This is a genomic window from Sorangium sp. So ce726 (assembly GCF_051521405.1).
GTDB lineage: Bacteria > Myxococcota_A > Polyangia > Polyangiales > Polyangiaceae > Sorangium.
The window spans coordinates 460,956-477,317 of record NZ_CP150349.1 but is presented as its reverse complement, the minus strand read 5'-3'; the positions used below and the strand labels follow the sequence as shown (position 1 = coordinate 477,317).

The following is a 16,362-nucleotide window of genomic DNA, read 5'->3' as shown; positions in this document are numbered from 1 at the left end:
CCGTATGTTGCCCGCCTCATCGATGACGGATGCCACCGGAGCAGCGCTCGCGTTCGTCGAGGCGCACCGCGAGCAGTTCGCCATCGGCGTGGGCGTGTGCCTCGCCAGCTTCATCGCGGGCATGGCGCTCGTCGCTGTCGTGCTCGTCCGGCTGCCTGAGGACTACCTGGAGAGGGAGGACCAGGCGCCCTTCCTGGAAGGACGCCCGGCCTGGGTGCGCGTGATGGCGCGCATCGGAAAGAACCTGCTCGGCGTGATGGCCGTCGCGCTCGGGATCGTGCTGTCGCTGCCCGGCATCCCTGGTCCGGGCGCGCTGGTGATCCTGATCGGCGTGATGCTCCTCGACATCCCCGGCAAGCGGCGCCTGGAGCGGCGGCTCCTCGGGGCGCCGCAGGTGCGCGCCGTCGCCGACCGCGTGCGCGCCCGCTTCGGCCGCCCTCCGCTGCGGGTTCAGGCAGGCGCCCGCGGCTCTTCACCCGGCGCGCCCTGAGCGCCGCGGGCGCCCTGCGCGAGCGCCGCCGGCCCTCCCTTCGGGGCCCCGGCGCGCCGCCGGAGGTGCCACCCGAAGAGCGCCGCAGCGAGCGCAAGCGCGAGCCCCGCCGAGATCCACTCGCGCGGCGCGAGCAGGATGCAGCCGGACACGAAGGCGCAGCTCGCGAGGGCGAGGCGCTCTTCAGCGTCGGGCGCGTCGGGCGCGTCGGGCGCGTCAGGTGCTTCGGGCGCGTTGGGCGCGTTGGATATGGCGCGCACGTCGCCCTCCTCGTTACCGTCCCGCGCCGCGCGCATCAAGCGCGCCGTGCGGTCGCGATCCTGCCCACAGGGCGTGACCCGGCGCGCTCGCCCGTCGCGCCCCTGGTCGCCTCGTGCGGCGCCCGCGCGGTTGCGGTAGGTAGGGGATGGGAACGGCGAGCGCTCCGCTCGCGCAGCATCGATCTCGACGCCTTATGAACGCAAAAGACGATCGCGACGAGGGTGGGCCCGAGGGCGCGCTCCGGAACGAGGACCCCGGCGAGAGCCGCGAAGCAGGCCCGGAGGCCGCCGCCGCGAGAGGCTCCGGCGCGAGCGAGGGCGCGCGCGCCGACGACGGCGCAGCGCGCGAGGCGCAGCGCGACGGGGCCGCTGAGGACGATGGCGCCGCGGAGGGCGAGGACGACGAGGAAGGCGACGCGGAGCCGGAGCCGCCTCCCCGGCCGCGCGGGCCCTCGATGTGGGACATCCTCCGGGACAGCTTCTTCACGTTCGACCGGCGGACGCTCGGCTTCACGCGCATCCTGCTCGGCTTCTTCCTGATCGGTGACCTGTTCCGCCGCAGCTGGGCGTGGTCCGACATGTTCGCGGACATCGGCGTCCTGCCGAACCACGTGAACCTCTGGCGCCCGCAGGGCGGCGGGAACTTCTCGCTCGTCAACGCCTTCTCCACGCCGGGCGAGCTCTGGGTCCTCTGGGCCGTGATCTTCGTCACCTACGTCTGCCTGCTCATCGGCTGGAAGACGAAGCTCATGCAGGTGCTCTCGCTCGTGTTCGTCACGAGCATGAACGGGCGCGTCCTGCTCATCGAGAACGGCGGCTACGTCGTCCACAACCTGCTGCTGCTCTGGACGTGCTTCCTGCCGCTGGGCGATCGCTTCTCCGTCGACGCGCTCCTCGCGTCGCTGAAGCGGAGCCGCGAGCGGACCGCGGACGATCTGAACGACCGCTCCACGCTCGACGACCCCCGGAAGCCGGACGCCTATGTGACCGTCCTCGGGCCCGTCCTGCTGATCCAGCTCTCGGCGATCTACTTCTTCAACGTCGTGCACAAGACCGGCCCCGCCTGGAAGAACGGGACCGCGGTCCACTTCGTGCTCTACGTCGACCGGATGGTGACGCCGATCGTGGCGGACATCCGCGACTACGCGCCGAACTTCCTCATCCTGTTCATGACGAAGATGGTCATCTCGTTCGAGGCGGCCATCCCGGTGTGCCTGCTGTCGCCGATCGGCCGGGTGTGGGCGCGGCGGCTCACGCTCGTGATGATGAACCTGCTCCACGTCGGGTTCGGCATGACGTTCGTGCTGGGCCCGTTCGCGTGGGCGCTCTGCGTGTTCTCCACGCTCCTCATCGGCCGCGAGGACTGGGAGATCGCCGCGCGCACGATGCGGCGCATGCACCGGGCCCGCGTGGCGCTGTTCGACCCGCGCTCGCCGGGCGCCGTGCTCGCCTGCCGCGTGCTGAAGCGGATGGACCGGTTCGGGCTGCTCACCTTCGAGGCGTCGAGCTCCGCGCCCTACGGGCTCTCGGTGCGGCGTCCGGGCGGCGAGGCGGCCGAGGGGGCCGCGGCGCTCGCCGACATCGTCGCGGCGATCCCGCTCGGCCCCGCCGTGGCGTGGGCGCTCCGCCTGCCGCTCGTGCGCGACGCGGCGACCGCGGCGATGGCGGCGGCGCACCGCCGCAGCCTGGGCCGGGCGCTCGGCGCGCGGATCCCGGAGCGCTCGGAGATCGCGCCCCCGCCGGCGCCGCTCCGGCTGGCCGGCCGGAAGGCGCTCGCGACGTTGCGCGAGCTCGCCGTGCTCGTGATGTTCGTCGGCGCGGTCAACCAGGCGGCGGTCGAGCTCTGGGTCATCAAGAACCGCTGGAAGGTGCCTCACCCCGAGCCGACGCGTGTCCTCTCGCAGAAGCTCCGGTTCCTCCAGGGCTGGTTCATGTTCTCACCGAACCCCGTGATGGACGACGGGACGGTCGTCGTCGACGCGGTCACCGTCGACGGCCGCCACATCAACCCCTTCACCGGCGAGCCGCCGAACTTCGACCTCCTGCACGTGAAGAGCTTCGCGTACACCCAGATCTGGTGCGACTACTTCGCCCGCATCAAGCTGCCGGCGAACACCTCGTACCGGGACGCGATGAAGGAGTACATCTACCGCTACCCGGAGCGCACGGGCCGGCCCGAGGACGCGATCGTCTCCGGGGAGGTGTACTGGGTGAAGGACTGGAACCCGAAGTGGGGCAGCACGGAGAGCTACGGGGAGGAGCGCGAGAAGCTCTTCATCTTCCAGAACCCGAAGGCCCAGGCGCGCGCGCAGGCCGAGCCTCCGCCGGCGCCCGGCGCGCCCGCGGAGCCGCCGAGCCCTGCCAACTAGCACTTCCTGCCCAAGCTCTTCCCTGGCGCCGCGCCCACGGCAGGCGCCCGGGGAGGAGACGTCCTTCGCGCCGTTGCGCCCCGAGAAGGAGTTGCCCTACTTCTTTCCTCGCCGTGAAGGTGCGGCGCCGAGCGCGGGGATGCCGCTCAGGGGCAGCTCGACGCGGTGTAGAGCCCGTCGGCATCGAAGGCTCCGTTGGTGAGCTCGTTATGGGACCCGTACACCCTGCACGAGACCCCGCTCGCGTCGATGCTCAGGATCTCGATCGTGCCGCCGTCGAACACGCCGGTGACGAGCTCATCCGCCGTGCAGTCCGCGCTGCTCCACGAGTGGGTGAAGGACGCAGCGATGGCCGGATCCGTGAGGTCGAGGATCCCGGGCTTCTGGTAGGCCGGCGGGAGGCTCAACGTCACGCGCGTGGTGCCGGTGCACGCGATGGACGACCAGGGATCCGCGCAGCTCTCGGCCCCGCTCCCGAGGAACAGATGGAGCACGTCGGGATCCGGGATCGGCCCGCCCGGAGGCGCGGCCAGCGCGGCGCCAGGGATCGCGCGCCCCGGTGAGGGCGGGATCTGCGGCGGCGGATCGCCGCAATAGGTGGCCGTGTAGTCGCCGCCGAGGTCCAGATCAGGCTTGTACGGTTGGCCATTGATCTCGATCCGCCACGGCGGGGTCCCCCAATCGAGCTTCATCGAGACGGAGCTCGCGTCGCTGCTCACGATCTCGAGCGTCTTCTCGACATCCCCTCCCAGGGCGCCCCACGTCCCGCCGCCGACGAAGGTCGCGCCGCCGCGCGAGGTATCCCAGACGATTCCGTACGACGTGACGCGAAGGTCCCTGAGGTCGATGAGCCCGGGCCGATTGAGCTCCGGCGGGATGAAGAAGGCAATCTGCCAGAACGCGTAAGGGGCCGGAGGGAGGACCAGCCCGTCCGGCCCCTGCCCGATCAGCGGCTGGCTGCACTCCTGCACGGAATCACTGAAGAAGAGCGCGAGGGAGTCGGGGTGCGGCAGGTGCTGGAACTGCATCCCGTTCATCAACACCTCCCTGTTGAACGGGTCTGACAACAGGTCACCGAACCGCACGGCGATGGCGCTGCGCGAGGGCGGCCCCTCCTCCGGCTCCTCCTCCGCCGGGGTGAGCACCCTCTGGACGCACCCGCCGTTCACGATCACCACCGCCGCCGCGAGGGCCGTCATCCATCGCTTCATTCGATCACCTCCAAGGCGAGCTCCTCGAGTGAAGACCGCAGGGGTGTCGGCCACGGCTCATCAAAACCAACCGAGATCGACGCCGGCCGAGGAGAGCACGCTCGGCCTGCCCCAGGTCCCGGCCTCGCTGGAGACCGCCTCCGTCGACGCCTCGCCGCTGGCGCGCACGGGCGGCGTGGAGGAGGCGATCGCCGCGAGCGCCGAGCAGGCGACCGATCGCTCCGTGAACGACCCGGGCGATCTCGTCTTCCACGAATGCGACAGCGCGGCTCAGGATGCAGGCAAGCTCGGCAACCACGGCGGCCCGAGGCGGCGGGTTGCCCGTCGCGGGCTCTCCACGCCGCCCGTGCGCGCCGCCGGTTGGGCCCCGAACAACGGACGGGCGGTGGAGAGAAAACCGCGATCTATGCTTGACAGCGGCGCCCCGGCGAGTAGAGTCCGCGCTCTCGAAAGCGAGGGCCTGTAGCTCAGTTGGGAGAGCGCTAGAATCGCACTCTAGAGGTCGCAGGTTCGATCCCTGTCAGGTCCACCCTCGAAGCAGTTTCATTCACTTTCTTAGCCGTTCTTCTTCATCCTCCACGCCATCGCCACGCTCTCTCAAGCGTGCGACCGCATGAGAAGCGGTCCGCGGAGAGCGCGTGAGCTCATGCAGGCGTGTGGCCAGCGCCCGGATCGGGCGCGAGATGACCGCGATGAGGTGCTCCCGTCAGCATGGGGGCAGCGCGCTGCGCTGAGCGCCCGCTGCGGCGTTCCCCGGCGTCGCCCTCTGCCTTGCTGCGCTGAACGCCCGCCGCGGCGCGCCTCGACGTCGCCCTCTGCCTCGCTGCGCTGAGCGTCCGCGCGGCGGCTGCTGGCGCTCATCCCGCCGCGTGCGTCAGGCCGATCCGCGGTGGATGGGGCGGAGCGTCCACCGGGACGGCGCGATGCGAGGAGCACATCGGCGCGCGGAGACCGCGCAGCCGATGTGCTCACGCTGCCGCGCCTCTGCGCTATCCGCGGCGCAAGGCTCGCCGAGACGGCGCAGAGGAGCAGCTCGCTCACTCGTCGATAGGCTCGAAATCGGCCTTGGTCGCGCCGCACTCCGGGCACATCCAGGTGTCAGGCAGATCCTCGAACGAGGTCCCCGGCGCGACGCCGGTGTCGGGGTCACCGACCGCTGGGTCATAGATGAATCCGCAGACCAGACACCGATATTTCTTCATCCGTGGTCCTCCTCAGGGGCTCGACGAGCGGCGCCTGACGCTACCACGAGGGCGGACATGGCCGCAGATGAACCTTCTGGTCCGCAGCTCTCGCCGAGGCGCCCAGATCCTGCGCCTCGGCGCGCCGCCCCGGCGACCGTGGCCGCCACGACGCGCGCCTCACGGCGGCGCCGGAGCGCCGCGCACCGCGAGCTGCTTCTTCCGCAGCACGCGCGCGATCGGCCAGTAGGCGAGCCGGAGCAGCCACCGCGGGCAGATGACGCCGAGATGGATGACGAGCCACGCCACCACCCCGGGGACCACGAGCGCGCGGTCGCTGTCCACCGCGCGGACGAGCGTGCGCGCGCAGCGCTCCGGGGAGATCGACAGGAGCGCGGGAGGCTCGAGGCCCGTGAAGTTGCCGGCCACCTCGTTGAACTCGGTCCGCACAGGCCCCGGACAGACCTGCGTCACCCGCACGCCGGTGCCGGCGAGGTCGAGGCGGAGCGCTTCGGTAAAGCTCGTGACGAAGTGCTTCGTGCCGACGTACGCGGCCATCCCGGGACCGAACGTCAGCCCGAAGCCGGAGCTCACGTTCGCGATCGCGCCGCGCCCGCGCGACACCATCGGGCCGACGAGCTGGTGCGTGAGGTACGCGAGGCTCGTCACATTCAGCGCGATCATCTGCTCGGTGCGCGACCACGCGGAGAGATCGAACGCGCCGATGTCGCCGAAGCCGGCGTTGTTGACGAGGACGTCGACCTGCCCGACCTCGGCCGCGACGGCGAGCAGCATCGCGTCGACCGCCGCCCGATCGGTGACATCGCAGCCGAAGACGAGCACGGCGAGCGCCGGGCGCGCCGCGGCGAGCTCGGCGCGCAGCGCCTCCAGGCGATCCTTGCGGCGCGCGACCAGCACGAGCGCCCGGGCGCGCTGGGCGATCTCGTGGGCCAGCGCGCGGCCGATGCCCGACGACGCGCCGGTGATGAGCACGACCCCGCTGTCGATCGGCGATTGCACGGCCGAAAGGGTTGCCCGGCGCCCCCCGGGCGCGCAAGGGGCCCCTCGCCGGCCGGCCTCGCGTCGTCCACGCTCCCGCGCTTCCACGCTCCCGCGCTTCCGCCCTCCCGCGCTTCCGCCCTCCGGCGTTTCCGCGCTTCTACGCTTCCGCCATCTGGCGCTTCCGCTCTTCCGCAGCCCGCCGCTGCATGCCGCAGACCGCGCGAGCGCGCTGGGCAGCACCTCGGAGAATCGGGCGAAGCGGAGAAGCGCACCTCGGAGGAGATAGGCGCGCAGGAGGCACCTCGACACCCATTGCGCTACCTTCGAGACCGCGAGTCGCAACCGACCGGTAACACGCATCACCCGGGGGTGCCCCCCCGCGACCGCCGCCAGCTCCGCGCCTTGGCCGGCGAGCGCGGCGACGGCGCGGCCGCGGCGCGCGTTGACGTCCACGGCGGCTCTCTCATACCGTGGACGGCGTCCTCACGAGCCAGGAGACCTCATGCGTTGGCCCTCATCTCTCATCAGTGTGCTCTTCATCGCCGCCGGGCTGGGCGCCTGCGAACGATCCGCGGAGTACGAGCACAAGGCCGCCCCGGCCTCGAACACGGCGAAGCCCGCCGCGACCGCCGCGGCGACGAGCGACGTGAAGCCGCTCGTCTTCGATCCTAAGGACGTCAAGTCCTTCAAGGTCCTGCCCGCCAAATTCGAGACGGACAAGAACACGATCACCGATGACAAGGTGACCCTGGGAAGGATGCTGTGGTACGAGACGCGCCTCTCGAAGAACCAAGAGATCTCCTGCAACTCGTGTCATGGCCTCTCGACCTACGGCGTCGACAACAAGCAGTTCTCCTCCGGGCACAAGGGCCAGCTCGGCGGCCGTAACTCGCCCTCTGCGTACAACGCGGGCCCCCACATCGCCCAGTTCTGGGACGGCCGCGCGGCCACGCTCGAGGACCAGGCCAAAGGGCCTATCCTGAACCCCGTCGAGATGGCCATGCCCGACGAGAAGCGGGTCATCACGACGCTCAAGTCGATCCCCGACTACGTGAAGCTCTTCAAGGCGGCCTTCCCCGACGACAAGGAGCCGATCACGTACGACAACATGGCCAAGGCGATCGGCGCGTTCGAGCGCGGCCTGGTCACGCCGTCGCGCTTCGACAAGTTCCTGGGCGGCGACGACAAGGCCCTTACCGCCGAGGAGAAGGCCGGGTTCCACAAGTTCATCTCGCTCGGGTGCCCGACCTGCCACACGGGCGTCGCCGTCGGCGGCTCGACGTTCCAGAAGCTCGGCCTCGTGAAGGAGTACCCCGGCCTCAAGGACAACGGGCGCTTCGACGCCACGAAGGACGAGAAGGACAAGTTCTTCTTCCGCGTCCCGAGCCTCAGGAACGTCGAGAAGACCTTCCCGTACTTCCACGACGGCTCGATCGCGACGCTCGACGAGACCGTGACCAAGATGGCGTGGCACCAGCTCGGCGTGGAAGCCAAGCCCGAAGAGGTGAAGGCGATCGTCGCCTTCCTCAAGTCGCTCACCGGCGACCTCCCGACCGACTACATCAAGCAGCCCGAGCTGCCCAAGAGCGGGCCGACCACGCCCAAGGCCGACCCGACGTGAGCTGATCACGCTGATCACGCCGTTCACTCGGTTGCGCCGGGAGGGCGGATCGGCTCTGCTCCGCCCTCTCGGATGAGCACGAGCTCCAGCGACGACGGACGATCCGCGCCCGCTCCAGAGGACGGAGCGGGCGCGTCCGCGGAAGGGGCTCGCGACGCGAGCGAGGGGCGCACCGCGAGGGCGCTCGTCTTCGTGCGCGAGCGCTTCGACGGCGCGTGCCTCGCCTTCCCCGTGGCGGCGCCGGACGTCGCGAGCTTCGGCCGCGACGAGGACGTCCTCATCGAGCAGCAGCTCTTCCTGCGCGAGCACGCCGCACGCGCCCGGCCCGAGGCGGTCTCCCGGCTCTCGTTTCCGCAAGGGACAGGGCTCCTCTCCGTGAACGTCCCCGTCCCGCGCGACGACCTGCCGCGCAAGCTGCGGAACGAGGTGCCGGTGAGCTTCCCCTGCGTCATCGTGCCGGCCGGCGAGCTGGGCGCGCGCGGGCCGACGGAGACGCCGGCGGCGGAGCGCGGCGATGGCGACGCGTGGGTGCTCGTGCCGGGCCTCGGGCACGCGTTCTACGTGGAGGCGGCCGAGCCGATCGAGGCGGCGATCCGGCACGAGGTGCGCCGGCTGCTCGCGTCGCAGGTCCTGTCGACATGGGAGCACCTGGGGCTCCTGCCCGGGAGCGCGCACCGCCTGGAGGTGCTCCACGCGCCGCTGCCCGAGCCCGAGCGCGCGGGCGGGCACGGGCCGCGCGGCGCCTCGATCGTGGAGCGCGCGCGGCGGAAGAAGGCCGTGGAGACGCTCGTCGCGGTGGCGACGCCGCTCCACGTGGCGGCGCAGCGGAGCCCGCTCGCGACGCCGCCGCTCGCCTGCCGCGACGCGGAGCTCGCGCGCCTCGCGGCGCTGCTCGACGGCGAGGAGCGCCTCGGCGTGCTGCTCGTCGGCCCGGAGCACGCCGGGAAGACCGCGCTCGCGCTGGCGTACGTCGCCCGCCAGACGCGGCTCGTCTACGCGACGTCGGGCGCGCAGCTCATCGCGGGCATGAGCGGGCTCGGGCAGTGGCAGGAGCGCATCCACGGCGTGATGGAGGCCGCGGCCGCGCTCGACGCGGTGCTCTACTTCGAGAACCTCGACGACCTCCTGGCCGAGCGCGTCGACGGGGGGCACGTGGACCTGGCCGGCGCGATGCGGCCCTACCTCGACGAGGGGCGGGTGCGCGTCCTGTGCGAGCTCCGGGACGACCGGCTCGACGCGCTCGAGGGGCAGCACTGGGCGTTCTTCGCGGGCCTGAGCCGCATCCGGATCGATCCGCTCTCGGCCGCCGACACCCGGAAGGCGCTCGCCGCGCGCGCGGAGCGCGACGGCCGCGTCGAGCCGCACCGCCCCGCGGTCGCGGGCGACGCGCTGACGGCGCTCGTCGATCTCGCGGAGCGCTACCTGCCCTACAGCGCCTTCCCGGGCAAGGCGGTCCGCCTCTACGAGGACCTGCGCGCCGTGCACGAGCGGGAGCGCACCGCGCAGGGGGAGCCGGTCACGCTCGGGCGGAGCGATCTCCACGAGCTGTTCTCGATGCGCACGGGGATGCCGGCGTTCCTGCTGCGCGACGATCTCCCGCTCCGCGTCGACCGCGTGGCGCGCGACCTCGGCGCGAGCGTGGTCGGGCAGGAGCGCGCGGTGCGGGCGCTCGCCGAGACCATCGCCGTGGTGAAGGCGGGGCTCTCGCCGCCGGACAAGCCGCTCGCGGCGTTCCTCTTCGTGGGGCCGACGGGCGTCGGCAAGACCGAGCTCGCCCGCGCGCTCGCCGGGCTGCTCTTCGGCTCGCCCGATCGGCTCTCGCGGTTCGACATGAGCGAGTTCTCGAGCGAGGGCGCGGCCGATCGCCTGATCCGCGGGACCGACGGCGCGGGCGGGCTGCTCACGCAGCGCGTGCGCGAGCAGCCGTTCTGCGTGCTCCTGCTCGACGAGATCGAGAAGGCCCACCGGGCCGTGTTCGATCTCCTGCTGCAGGTGCTCGGCGAGGGGCGCCTGTCCGACGCGCGCGGCAGGACGGCGTACTTCCACAACGCGATCGTGATCATGACGTCGAACCTGGGCGCGGCGGAGCGGCGCGCGCGGGCGGGGTTCGCCGGCGAGCGAGGCGCGGAGCGGCCGGAGGAGCAGGCCGCGCTGGACGAGGCGCACTACCAGCGCGTCGTCGCGGGCGCGTTCCGGCAGGAGTTCGTGAACCGCATCGATCGCGTCGTGCCGTTCCGGGCGCTGACCCGCGCGGAGCTCGCCGAGGTCGCGCGCCTCACGGCGCAGCGCCTCGCCCAGCGCCGCGGGCTGTCCGAGGCGGGCGTCGCGCTCGAGGTGTCGGAGCGGGCGCTCGCGCGGCTCGCCGAGGACGGCCACGCGCCGGCGTACGGGGCGCGGGCGCTGCGCCGCCACGTCGAGGAGCACCTCGCGGCGCCGCTCGCGCGGCTGCTGGCGAAGCTCGGGGGCGACGCGCGGGATCTCACGGTGTGGGTCGCCGAGGCGGGCGAGCCTGATGCGGCGGCGCCCGCCGACGGCGCCGTGGTCGCCCACGCCGAGACGCCAGCGCTCCGCCTCGTGGCGCGGCGGCGGCGCGCGGCGAAGGCCGCGCAGCAGGCGTTCGGCGTCGAGCAGGTCGGCGAGCTCCGGCGCGAGGTGGACCGGTGGATGGGCCTCGGGCCGCTCGAGCAGCTCAAGGAGCAGATCGACTTCCTGCTGACGCAGCTGAGCCTCGCGAGCGGGCCGTCGCGCGATCGGCGGAAGGAGATCGACGCCGCGGCGCTGCAGGCCGAGCACCACCGGCTGAGCGAGCTCTGGGGGCAGCTCGAGCGCGCGCAGGAGGAGATGCACGGCGTCGAGGAGCTCGCCTTGATGGCGCTGCTCGAGGGCGAGGAGGTGCGCGGGCTCGCGGGCGAGGCGCGCGCTGCGTGGGAGGGCGTGCGCAAGGTGCTGCCCCGCGCCCTCGTCGCGACCGAGTCGCGGCGCGACGCGATCACGCTGATCCTGGAGGAGCTCGACGTGGGGGCGTTCGAGCGGTGGCTCGTGCCGCTCCTCAGGGAGCTCCCGCGGCGCGGGTGGGGCGCGACGCTGCACATCGACGGCGAGCGGGCCGGGCCCGGCGACGGCGCGTGGCCCGCGAGCCGGCGGTGGGGCCCGCCGCGCGCTCCGGGCGACGTGCTGGACGCGCTCGACAAGCCGAAGCGCGGGTTCCGGAGCGTGCTCTTCCGCTGCACCGGCGCGTACGCCGGGGCGTTCCTCTCGCTGGAGCGGGGCCTCCACCGGGTGGTCGCGCGCAAGCGGGACGCGGGCGAGGCGTCCGACGACGGCCGGCTGCACGTGTTCGTGCACTTCGTCGCGCACGCGGCCGACATCGCCGAGGACCAGTGGGAGCACAGGTCGCTCGCCCCGCCGCCCGCCGGCTCGGCCGCGGCGCGGCGGCGCGGGGCGGCCGCGCGCGAGCTCGACGAGGTCGAGGGCGCGGCGCTGATCGCGGGGCGCAGGGCGCGGATCGCGATGGATCCGGCCTGGTACTGGGGGCGGCTCGACGAGGTCGCGCTGACGCACCTGCTCCTGTTCGAGGACGAGGGGAGCGGGCTGGATCGGAGCGAGTACTTCAGCGCAGGCGAGGACGGCGCGGCGCTGGATGATTTGGACGACGCCTGACCGGGCAGAGCCACTACCCTGAGGCCGTGCACTTCACGATCCCGCTCTTCGAACGGCGGACCACGAACGTCGAGTGCGTGACGCTCGGCCTCGGCCCGAGCACGCGCTCGCGCCAGGGGCGGCACTCGGAGCGCGTCCGGCGCCTGCTCACCGAGGAGCTCAGGGCCGTCTTCGAGAAGGTGCGCGCGGCCGAGGTCGCGCGCTTCGAGTTTCCCCGCGGCATCCGGCTCGAGAAGGTGCGCCTCGAGCTCACGCTCTCCGGGACCGCCGAGCGGCGCAAGGTGAGCGGGCTCTGCCCCGTCGTGCTCGAGCCGCGCTGGGCCTCGGAGCACGAGCGCATCGTCTTCGCCTACCACCCCGCGCGCCAGGGCGAGGCCGCGCCGATCCGCGAGGATCTCCCGCTGGACGAGCAGCTCCGCGCGCTGTTCCAGGTCGCGTGGGCCGCGCTCGACGACGACGAGATCGCGCGGCTCTGGAGCCGGGGCAAGGAGCGCATCACGGCGCTGTCGTTCTCGTGCGCCCCGCGCTCGGCGCTCGCGGACCTGCCGGATCGACCGGGCGACGACGACACCGGCGCCGATCCGGCGTTCCGGTGGAAGAAGCGCCGGGGCCTCAAGGTCCTGCCGAACCTCGGCGTGAGCCTCACGCAGCGCGCGGCCCAGGGCAATCTCGACGCGGGCGTGCCGCGATCGCCGCAGCGCGAGCAGCTCGCGCTGCTGCTCGGCGCGGGCAGGGCGCAGCCGGTCGTCGTCGTCGGCCCGCCGGGGTGCGGCAAGACGACCCTGATCCACCGGGCGGTGGTCGACCTCCTCGCGGCCGACGGGTACGGCGCGCACAAGAACCTCGACCGCGTCCGCGACGTCGTCGCCGTGAGCGGCCGCAGGCTCATCGCCGGGATGAGCCACCTCGGCGACTGGGAGAAGCGGTGCGTCGAGCTCGTCGAGGACGCGCGCAGCCGCGGCGCGATCCTTGTCATCGACGACCTCCACCACTTCGGCCGGATCGGCAGGTCGCGCGAGAGCGAGCGCTCGCTCGCCGACTTCTTCCGCGGCCCGCTCTCCCGCCGCGAGATCGTGATGGTCGGCGAGTGCTCCCCCGAGGCGTTCCGCCTCCTCGAGCAGGAGTCCCCGTCGTTCGCGGCCCTGTTCACGCCGCTCTTCCTCCCCGAGGCGACGCCCTCCGAGACGTTCCGCCTCATGGTGCGGGAGGTCCGCGCGCTCGAGCAGCGCCACGCCGCCCGCGTGAGCCCGTACGTGCTGCGGACGATCCTCGACCTCGGCGGCTCGCTCCTGTCGGCGCAGGCGCTGCCGGGCAAGGCGCTCGACCTCTTGCGCGAGGTCGTCCGCGCGGGCGTGACGCCCTCGCCCTCCGGGGAGCCGGGGACGGCGCGCGGCCATGCGCCGCGGCCAGTCGGCTCGCAGGACGTGCTGCGGCTCCTGTCGCAGAAGACCGGCGTACCGCGGCTCCTCCTGGGTGGCGACGAGCCGCTCGACGCCGGCGCGCTGGAGGAAGAGCTCGGCCGGCGGGTGATCGGTCAGCCGGAGGCCGTGCGCGCCGCGGCGGACCTCGTGGCGCGCATCAAGGCGGGCCTCGTGGATCCTCGGCGCCCGTACGGCGTGTACCTGTTCACCGGGCCGACGGGGACCGGCAAGACCGAGCTCGCCAGGTGCATGGCGGAGCTCATCTACGGCAGCGCGTCGCGCCTGCTCCGCTTCGACATGAGCGAGCAGAGCGGCCCGGACGCGCCGGCGCGGCTCGTCGGCGATCGCTACGCGCCCGACGGGCTCCTGACGCAGCGGGTGCGGGAGCAGCCGTTCTCGCTGGTGCTGCTCGACGAGATCGAGAAGGCGCACCCGTCGGTGCACGGCCTCTTGCTCCAGCTCTTCGAGGACGGGCGGCTCACGGACGCGGCGGCGAGGCCCGCGCACTTCCACCACGCGGTGGTGGTGATGACGTCCAACCTGGGCGCGCGATCGCGGGCGCTGGTCGGCTTCGGCGGCGCGGGGTTGTCGGAGGCGCGGGCGCTCGCCATGGCGGAGGAGTCGGCCCAGGAGGTCGCGCGGGCGGTGCGCGACTTCTTCCCGCCGGAGCTGTTCAACCGGATCGATCGCGTCGTGCCGTTCCGGCCGCTGACGCCCGAGGTGGCGGTGCGGGTGGCCGAGAAGGAGCTCGACCGGCTGCTCGGCCGGCGCGGGCTCGCCGAGCGGAGCGTCTTCGTGCGCCGGGGCGCCGGCGTGGCCGAGCGGATCGCGCGCGAGGCGTTCGTGGCCGAGGACGGCGCCCGGTCGGTGAAGCGGTTCATCGAGGACGAGATCGGCTCGCTGCTGAGCGACGCGCTCACCCGCGGCGCGCCCGCGGCGATGCAAGTGATCCGCATCTTCACGACCGCGCGCGGCGACGGCCCTGCGTCCCCCGAGTCGCCCGTGTCACCCGCGTCACCCGAATCACCCGCGTCCCCCACGTTTGCGCTGCACCGCGAGGCGCTCGCGGAGGCCGAGCCCGCGGCCGCGGCGTGGGCCCTCGCGCCGCTCCTGGCGAGGCCGCTCGGCGCGCTCACGGCGGAGCTCTCGCCGCTGCTCGAGTTCGTCGACGTGCTCGATCGGAGCGACGGCCTCGCGCGCCTCTCCGAGCGGATCCGCTACCACCTCGCGGAGCACGGCCGGACCGCCGCGGAGGGGCCCGAGGCGCACGAGCACGCGGAGGCGGTCTACAACCTCGACGCCATGCGCGGCGCGATCCAGGCGTTCCGCGAGCGGATCGACCTCGTCCAGCGGCGGAGCGGCGACGACGACGAGCAGCAGCACTTCGACCTGGAGGTGCGGCGGTTCGGCTACGTGACGGTCGAGGACGAGTGGAGCCGCTCCCGGGTGCGCCTGTTCCACCGGCGCCAGCTGCCGGGCCCGCTGCGCCGGCCGGCGAAGCAGGAGGTCCTGGAGTGCATCGCGGAGGGCCACGCGCTCCGGCGCGCGCTCCGCAAGGTGGACGAGCCGGGCCAGCACGCGGTCCTGATCGAGCTGCTCCGCGCGGCGCGCTTCGACGAGGGGCCGGCCGGCGCGCGCGACGAGCCCGAGGAGGGGCTCTTCGAGGCGCTCGCGCGCGCCTACAGCGAGGCAGGGGGCGAGGTGGAGGGGTGGGCGTGCGCGCCCCTCAGCCGCGCGTCCGACGGCGACGGGCACGCGCGCGTGGTCGAGCAGGGCCGCGGGGCGGCGGGGCTCGAGGCGATGCTCGCCGCCCCCGGGCGCGGGGCGGAGCTCCTCGTCCTGAGCGTCGTGGGCCTGTGCGTGATGGACTTCTTCGAGCTCGAGACGGGCGCGCACGTCTGGACGTCGCTCTCGCGCGGCCCCGAGGTGGTGCGGGTGCGCGTCCTGCCGGCCCGGCCGGGCCTCTCGCCCGCGGGCGCGGTCCGGGAGCACCTCGAGCAGCAGGCGGCGTTCGACGAGGCGGCGCGGCGCGGGCGCGCGCTCCCGCCGAACCCGGCCGAGCTCCTCCCGGTGGTGCGGCGGGTCCGGTTCGACCCGCCGCGCCGCCCGGGCGCGACCGCGCCGATCGAGATCGAGGACTACGTGATGGGGTATGCCGAGTCGTCGCTGGTGCGGAGCCTGTCGCAGGCGCTGGCGCCGCTGTGGCTGCTCCGGATGAGCCGGGAGGACGTGGCGTGAGCCGCGCGCCCCGGGCTGCTGCTCCGGGAACGCGCAGGCGACGGCGGGCGGCCTCTCAGGGCAGCCGGAGCAGCGGGCGGCCGTAGGCCATGAAGGGCCAGGGGATGGCGGCGAGCACGATGAGCAGCGTGAAGACGACGCCGAGCGCCAGGCGCCGGTGCTGCGCGGTGGGGTCCGGGGCTCGCTTCGCCCGGGCCCAGGCGACGTGGGCGACCGCCACCGCCACGATCATGGTGAAGATGTGCTCGACGGCGAAGAAGCGCAGCGCCGGGATGGGCATGGCGGCCTTCAGCGCGGCCATCGACGTGGGCCTGAGCGGGCTGAGCGCGGTGTAGAGCAAGAGGCCGAGGAGGAGCTGGGCGTCGAGCGAGCCGACGAACGCCGCGCCGACCTTGCGATCCGCCGCCGTCCACGGCCCGCGCTGGGCCCAGCCACGGACCGACCGCGCGAGCGCCAGGAGCCCGAGCAGCAGGACCACCCAGCGCAGCCACGAGTGCGCGACGAGGACGAACGAATAGATCATGGACCCTGCTTTCCGGCCGCGGTGCCGGCCTCGATGATGTACTGCGCGATGTCGGCGAGATCCGACTCCCGGACGCCGCGGAAGCTGGGCATCGGGGGGACGTCGGTGCGCTTTCGCCCCGGAGTCACGGCCCAGCGGACGATGGCCGCGGGATCGGTCCTGTAGAGCCCTGCGATCTCGCTGAGCGGAGGGCCGACCAGCTTGGCGCTGGGGGCGTGGCACGCCGCGCAGAGGGTGGAGAACAGGGCCTTGCCCTTCGCGGCCTGCGGCGAGAGCGCGACCGCCTCCTCGGCGGGGTCGGGCCTCTTGCACGCGGCCACGAGCAGGAGCAGGGCGGCGAGGATCGGCGACCACTTCATGCGGGCGGCCCGGAACATAGCGCGCGA

General features: G+C 73.1%; 12 protein-coding genes and 1 tRNA gene. 7 read left to right on the top strand and 6 right to left on the bottom strand.

Annotated elements, in window-relative coordinates; genetic code table 11:
- Positions 1–22 precede the first annotated feature (22 nt).
- Positions 23–490 carry a hypothetical protein gene (locus WME79_RS01805; protein ID WP_437531254.1) on the top strand — a complete coding sequence of 156 codons (468 nt, stop codon included), beginning with the start codon at positions 23–25 and terminating at the stop codon, positions 488–490.
- On the opposite strand, the gene WME79_RS01800 is transcribed toward WME79_RS01805, so the two are convergent.
- Positions 451–750: a hypothetical protein gene (locus tag WME79_RS01800; RefSeq protein ID WP_437531253.1), complete on the bottom strand. Its 300-nt coding sequence runs from the start codon at positions 748–750 to the stop codon at positions 451–453. The two genes, WME79_RS01805 and WME79_RS01800, sit on opposite strands and share 40 nt — an antisense overlap.
- Positions 751–944: 194 nt before the next feature.
- On the opposite strand from WME79_RS01800, the gene WME79_RS01795 reads away from it, so the two are divergent.
- A complete protein-coding gene (locus tag WME79_RS01795) occupies positions 945–3,119 on the top strand; it encodes a hypothetical protein (RefSeq protein ID WP_437531252.1) in 2,175 nt (724 codons plus the stop codon).
- Between the two features lie 146 nt (positions 3,120–3,265).
- On the opposite strand, the gene WME79_RS01790 is transcribed toward WME79_RS01795, so the two are convergent.
- Positions 3,266–4,330, bottom strand: coding sequence for a hypothetical protein (locus WME79_RS01790; protein ID WP_437531251.1), 1,065 nt, complete (start codon positions 4,328–4,330; stop codon positions 3,266–3,268).
- Positions 4,331–4,358: 28 nt separating this feature from the next.
- Between WME79_RS01790 and WME79_RS01785 the strand changes: the two genes are divergently transcribed.
- Together WME79_RS01785 and WME79_RS01780 are read left to right on the top strand one after the other, a co-directional pair.
- Positions 4,359–4,796, top strand: coding sequence for a hypothetical protein (locus tag WME79_RS01785; protein WP_437531250.1), 438 nt, complete (start codon positions 4,359–4,361; stop codon positions 4,794–4,796).
- Positions 4,787–4,859, top strand: a tRNA-Ala gene (locus WME79_RS01780). The genes WME79_RS01785 and WME79_RS01780 overlap by 10 nt, the downstream gene beginning before the upstream one ends.
- A 508-nt stretch (positions 4,860–5,367) precedes the next feature.
- Here the strand turns inward: WME79_RS01780 and rd are convergent.
- Together rd and WME79_RS01770 are read right to left on the bottom strand one after the other, a co-directional pair.
- The gene (rd, locus tag WME79_RS01775) at positions 5,368–5,532 is read right to left on the bottom strand and encodes a rubredoxin (RefSeq protein ID WP_437531249.1); all 165 of its coding nucleotides are present in this window, start codon (positions 5,530–5,532) and stop codon (positions 5,368–5,370) included.
- Between the two features lie 159 nt (positions 5,533–5,691).
- Positions 5,692–6,531 (bottom strand): SDR family NAD(P)-dependent oxidoreductase, encoded by an 840-nt coding sequence (locus WME79_RS01770; protein WP_437531248.1) that lies wholly within the window; start codon positions 6,529–6,531, stop codon positions 5,692–5,694.
- Positions 6,532–7,015: 484 nt separating this feature from the next.
- On the opposite strand from WME79_RS01770, the gene WME79_RS01765 reads away from it, so the two are divergent.
- From WME79_RS01765 to WME79_RS01755, 3 genes are all read left to right on the top strand, one after another.
- Positions 7,016–8,134: a cytochrome-c peroxidase gene (locus WME79_RS01765; protein WP_437531247.1), complete on the top strand. Its 1,119-nt coding sequence runs from the start codon at positions 7,016–7,018 to the stop codon at positions 8,132–8,134.
- A gap of 72 nt (positions 8,135–8,206) precedes the next feature.
- Positions 8,207–11,794: an AAA family ATPase gene (locus WME79_RS01760; protein ID WP_437531246.1), complete on the top strand. Its 3,588-nt coding sequence runs from the start codon at positions 8,207–8,209 to the stop codon at positions 11,792–11,794.
- 26 nt (positions 11,795–11,820) lie between these two features.
- Positions 11,821–15,453, top strand: coding sequence for an AAA family ATPase (locus tag WME79_RS01755; protein ID WP_437531245.1), 3,633 nt, complete (start codon positions 11,821–11,823; stop codon positions 15,451–15,453).
- A 55-nt stretch (positions 15,454–15,508) separates the two neighbouring features.
- Here WME79_RS01755 and WME79_RS01750 read toward each other — a convergent pair whose 3' ends face one another.
- A complete protein-coding gene (locus WME79_RS01750) occupies positions 15,509–15,976 on the bottom strand; it encodes a hypothetical protein (RefSeq protein ID WP_437531244.1) in 468 nt (155 codons plus the stop codon).
- Positions 15,973–16,335 carry a c-type cytochrome gene (locus tag WME79_RS01745; protein WP_437531243.1) on the bottom strand — a complete coding sequence of 121 codons (363 nt, stop codon included), beginning with the start codon at positions 16,333–16,335 and terminating at the stop codon, positions 15,973–15,975. Before WME79_RS01745 ends, WME79_RS01750 begins: the two co-directional genes overlap by 4 nt.
- Positions 16,336–16,362: the final 27 nt, after the last annotated feature.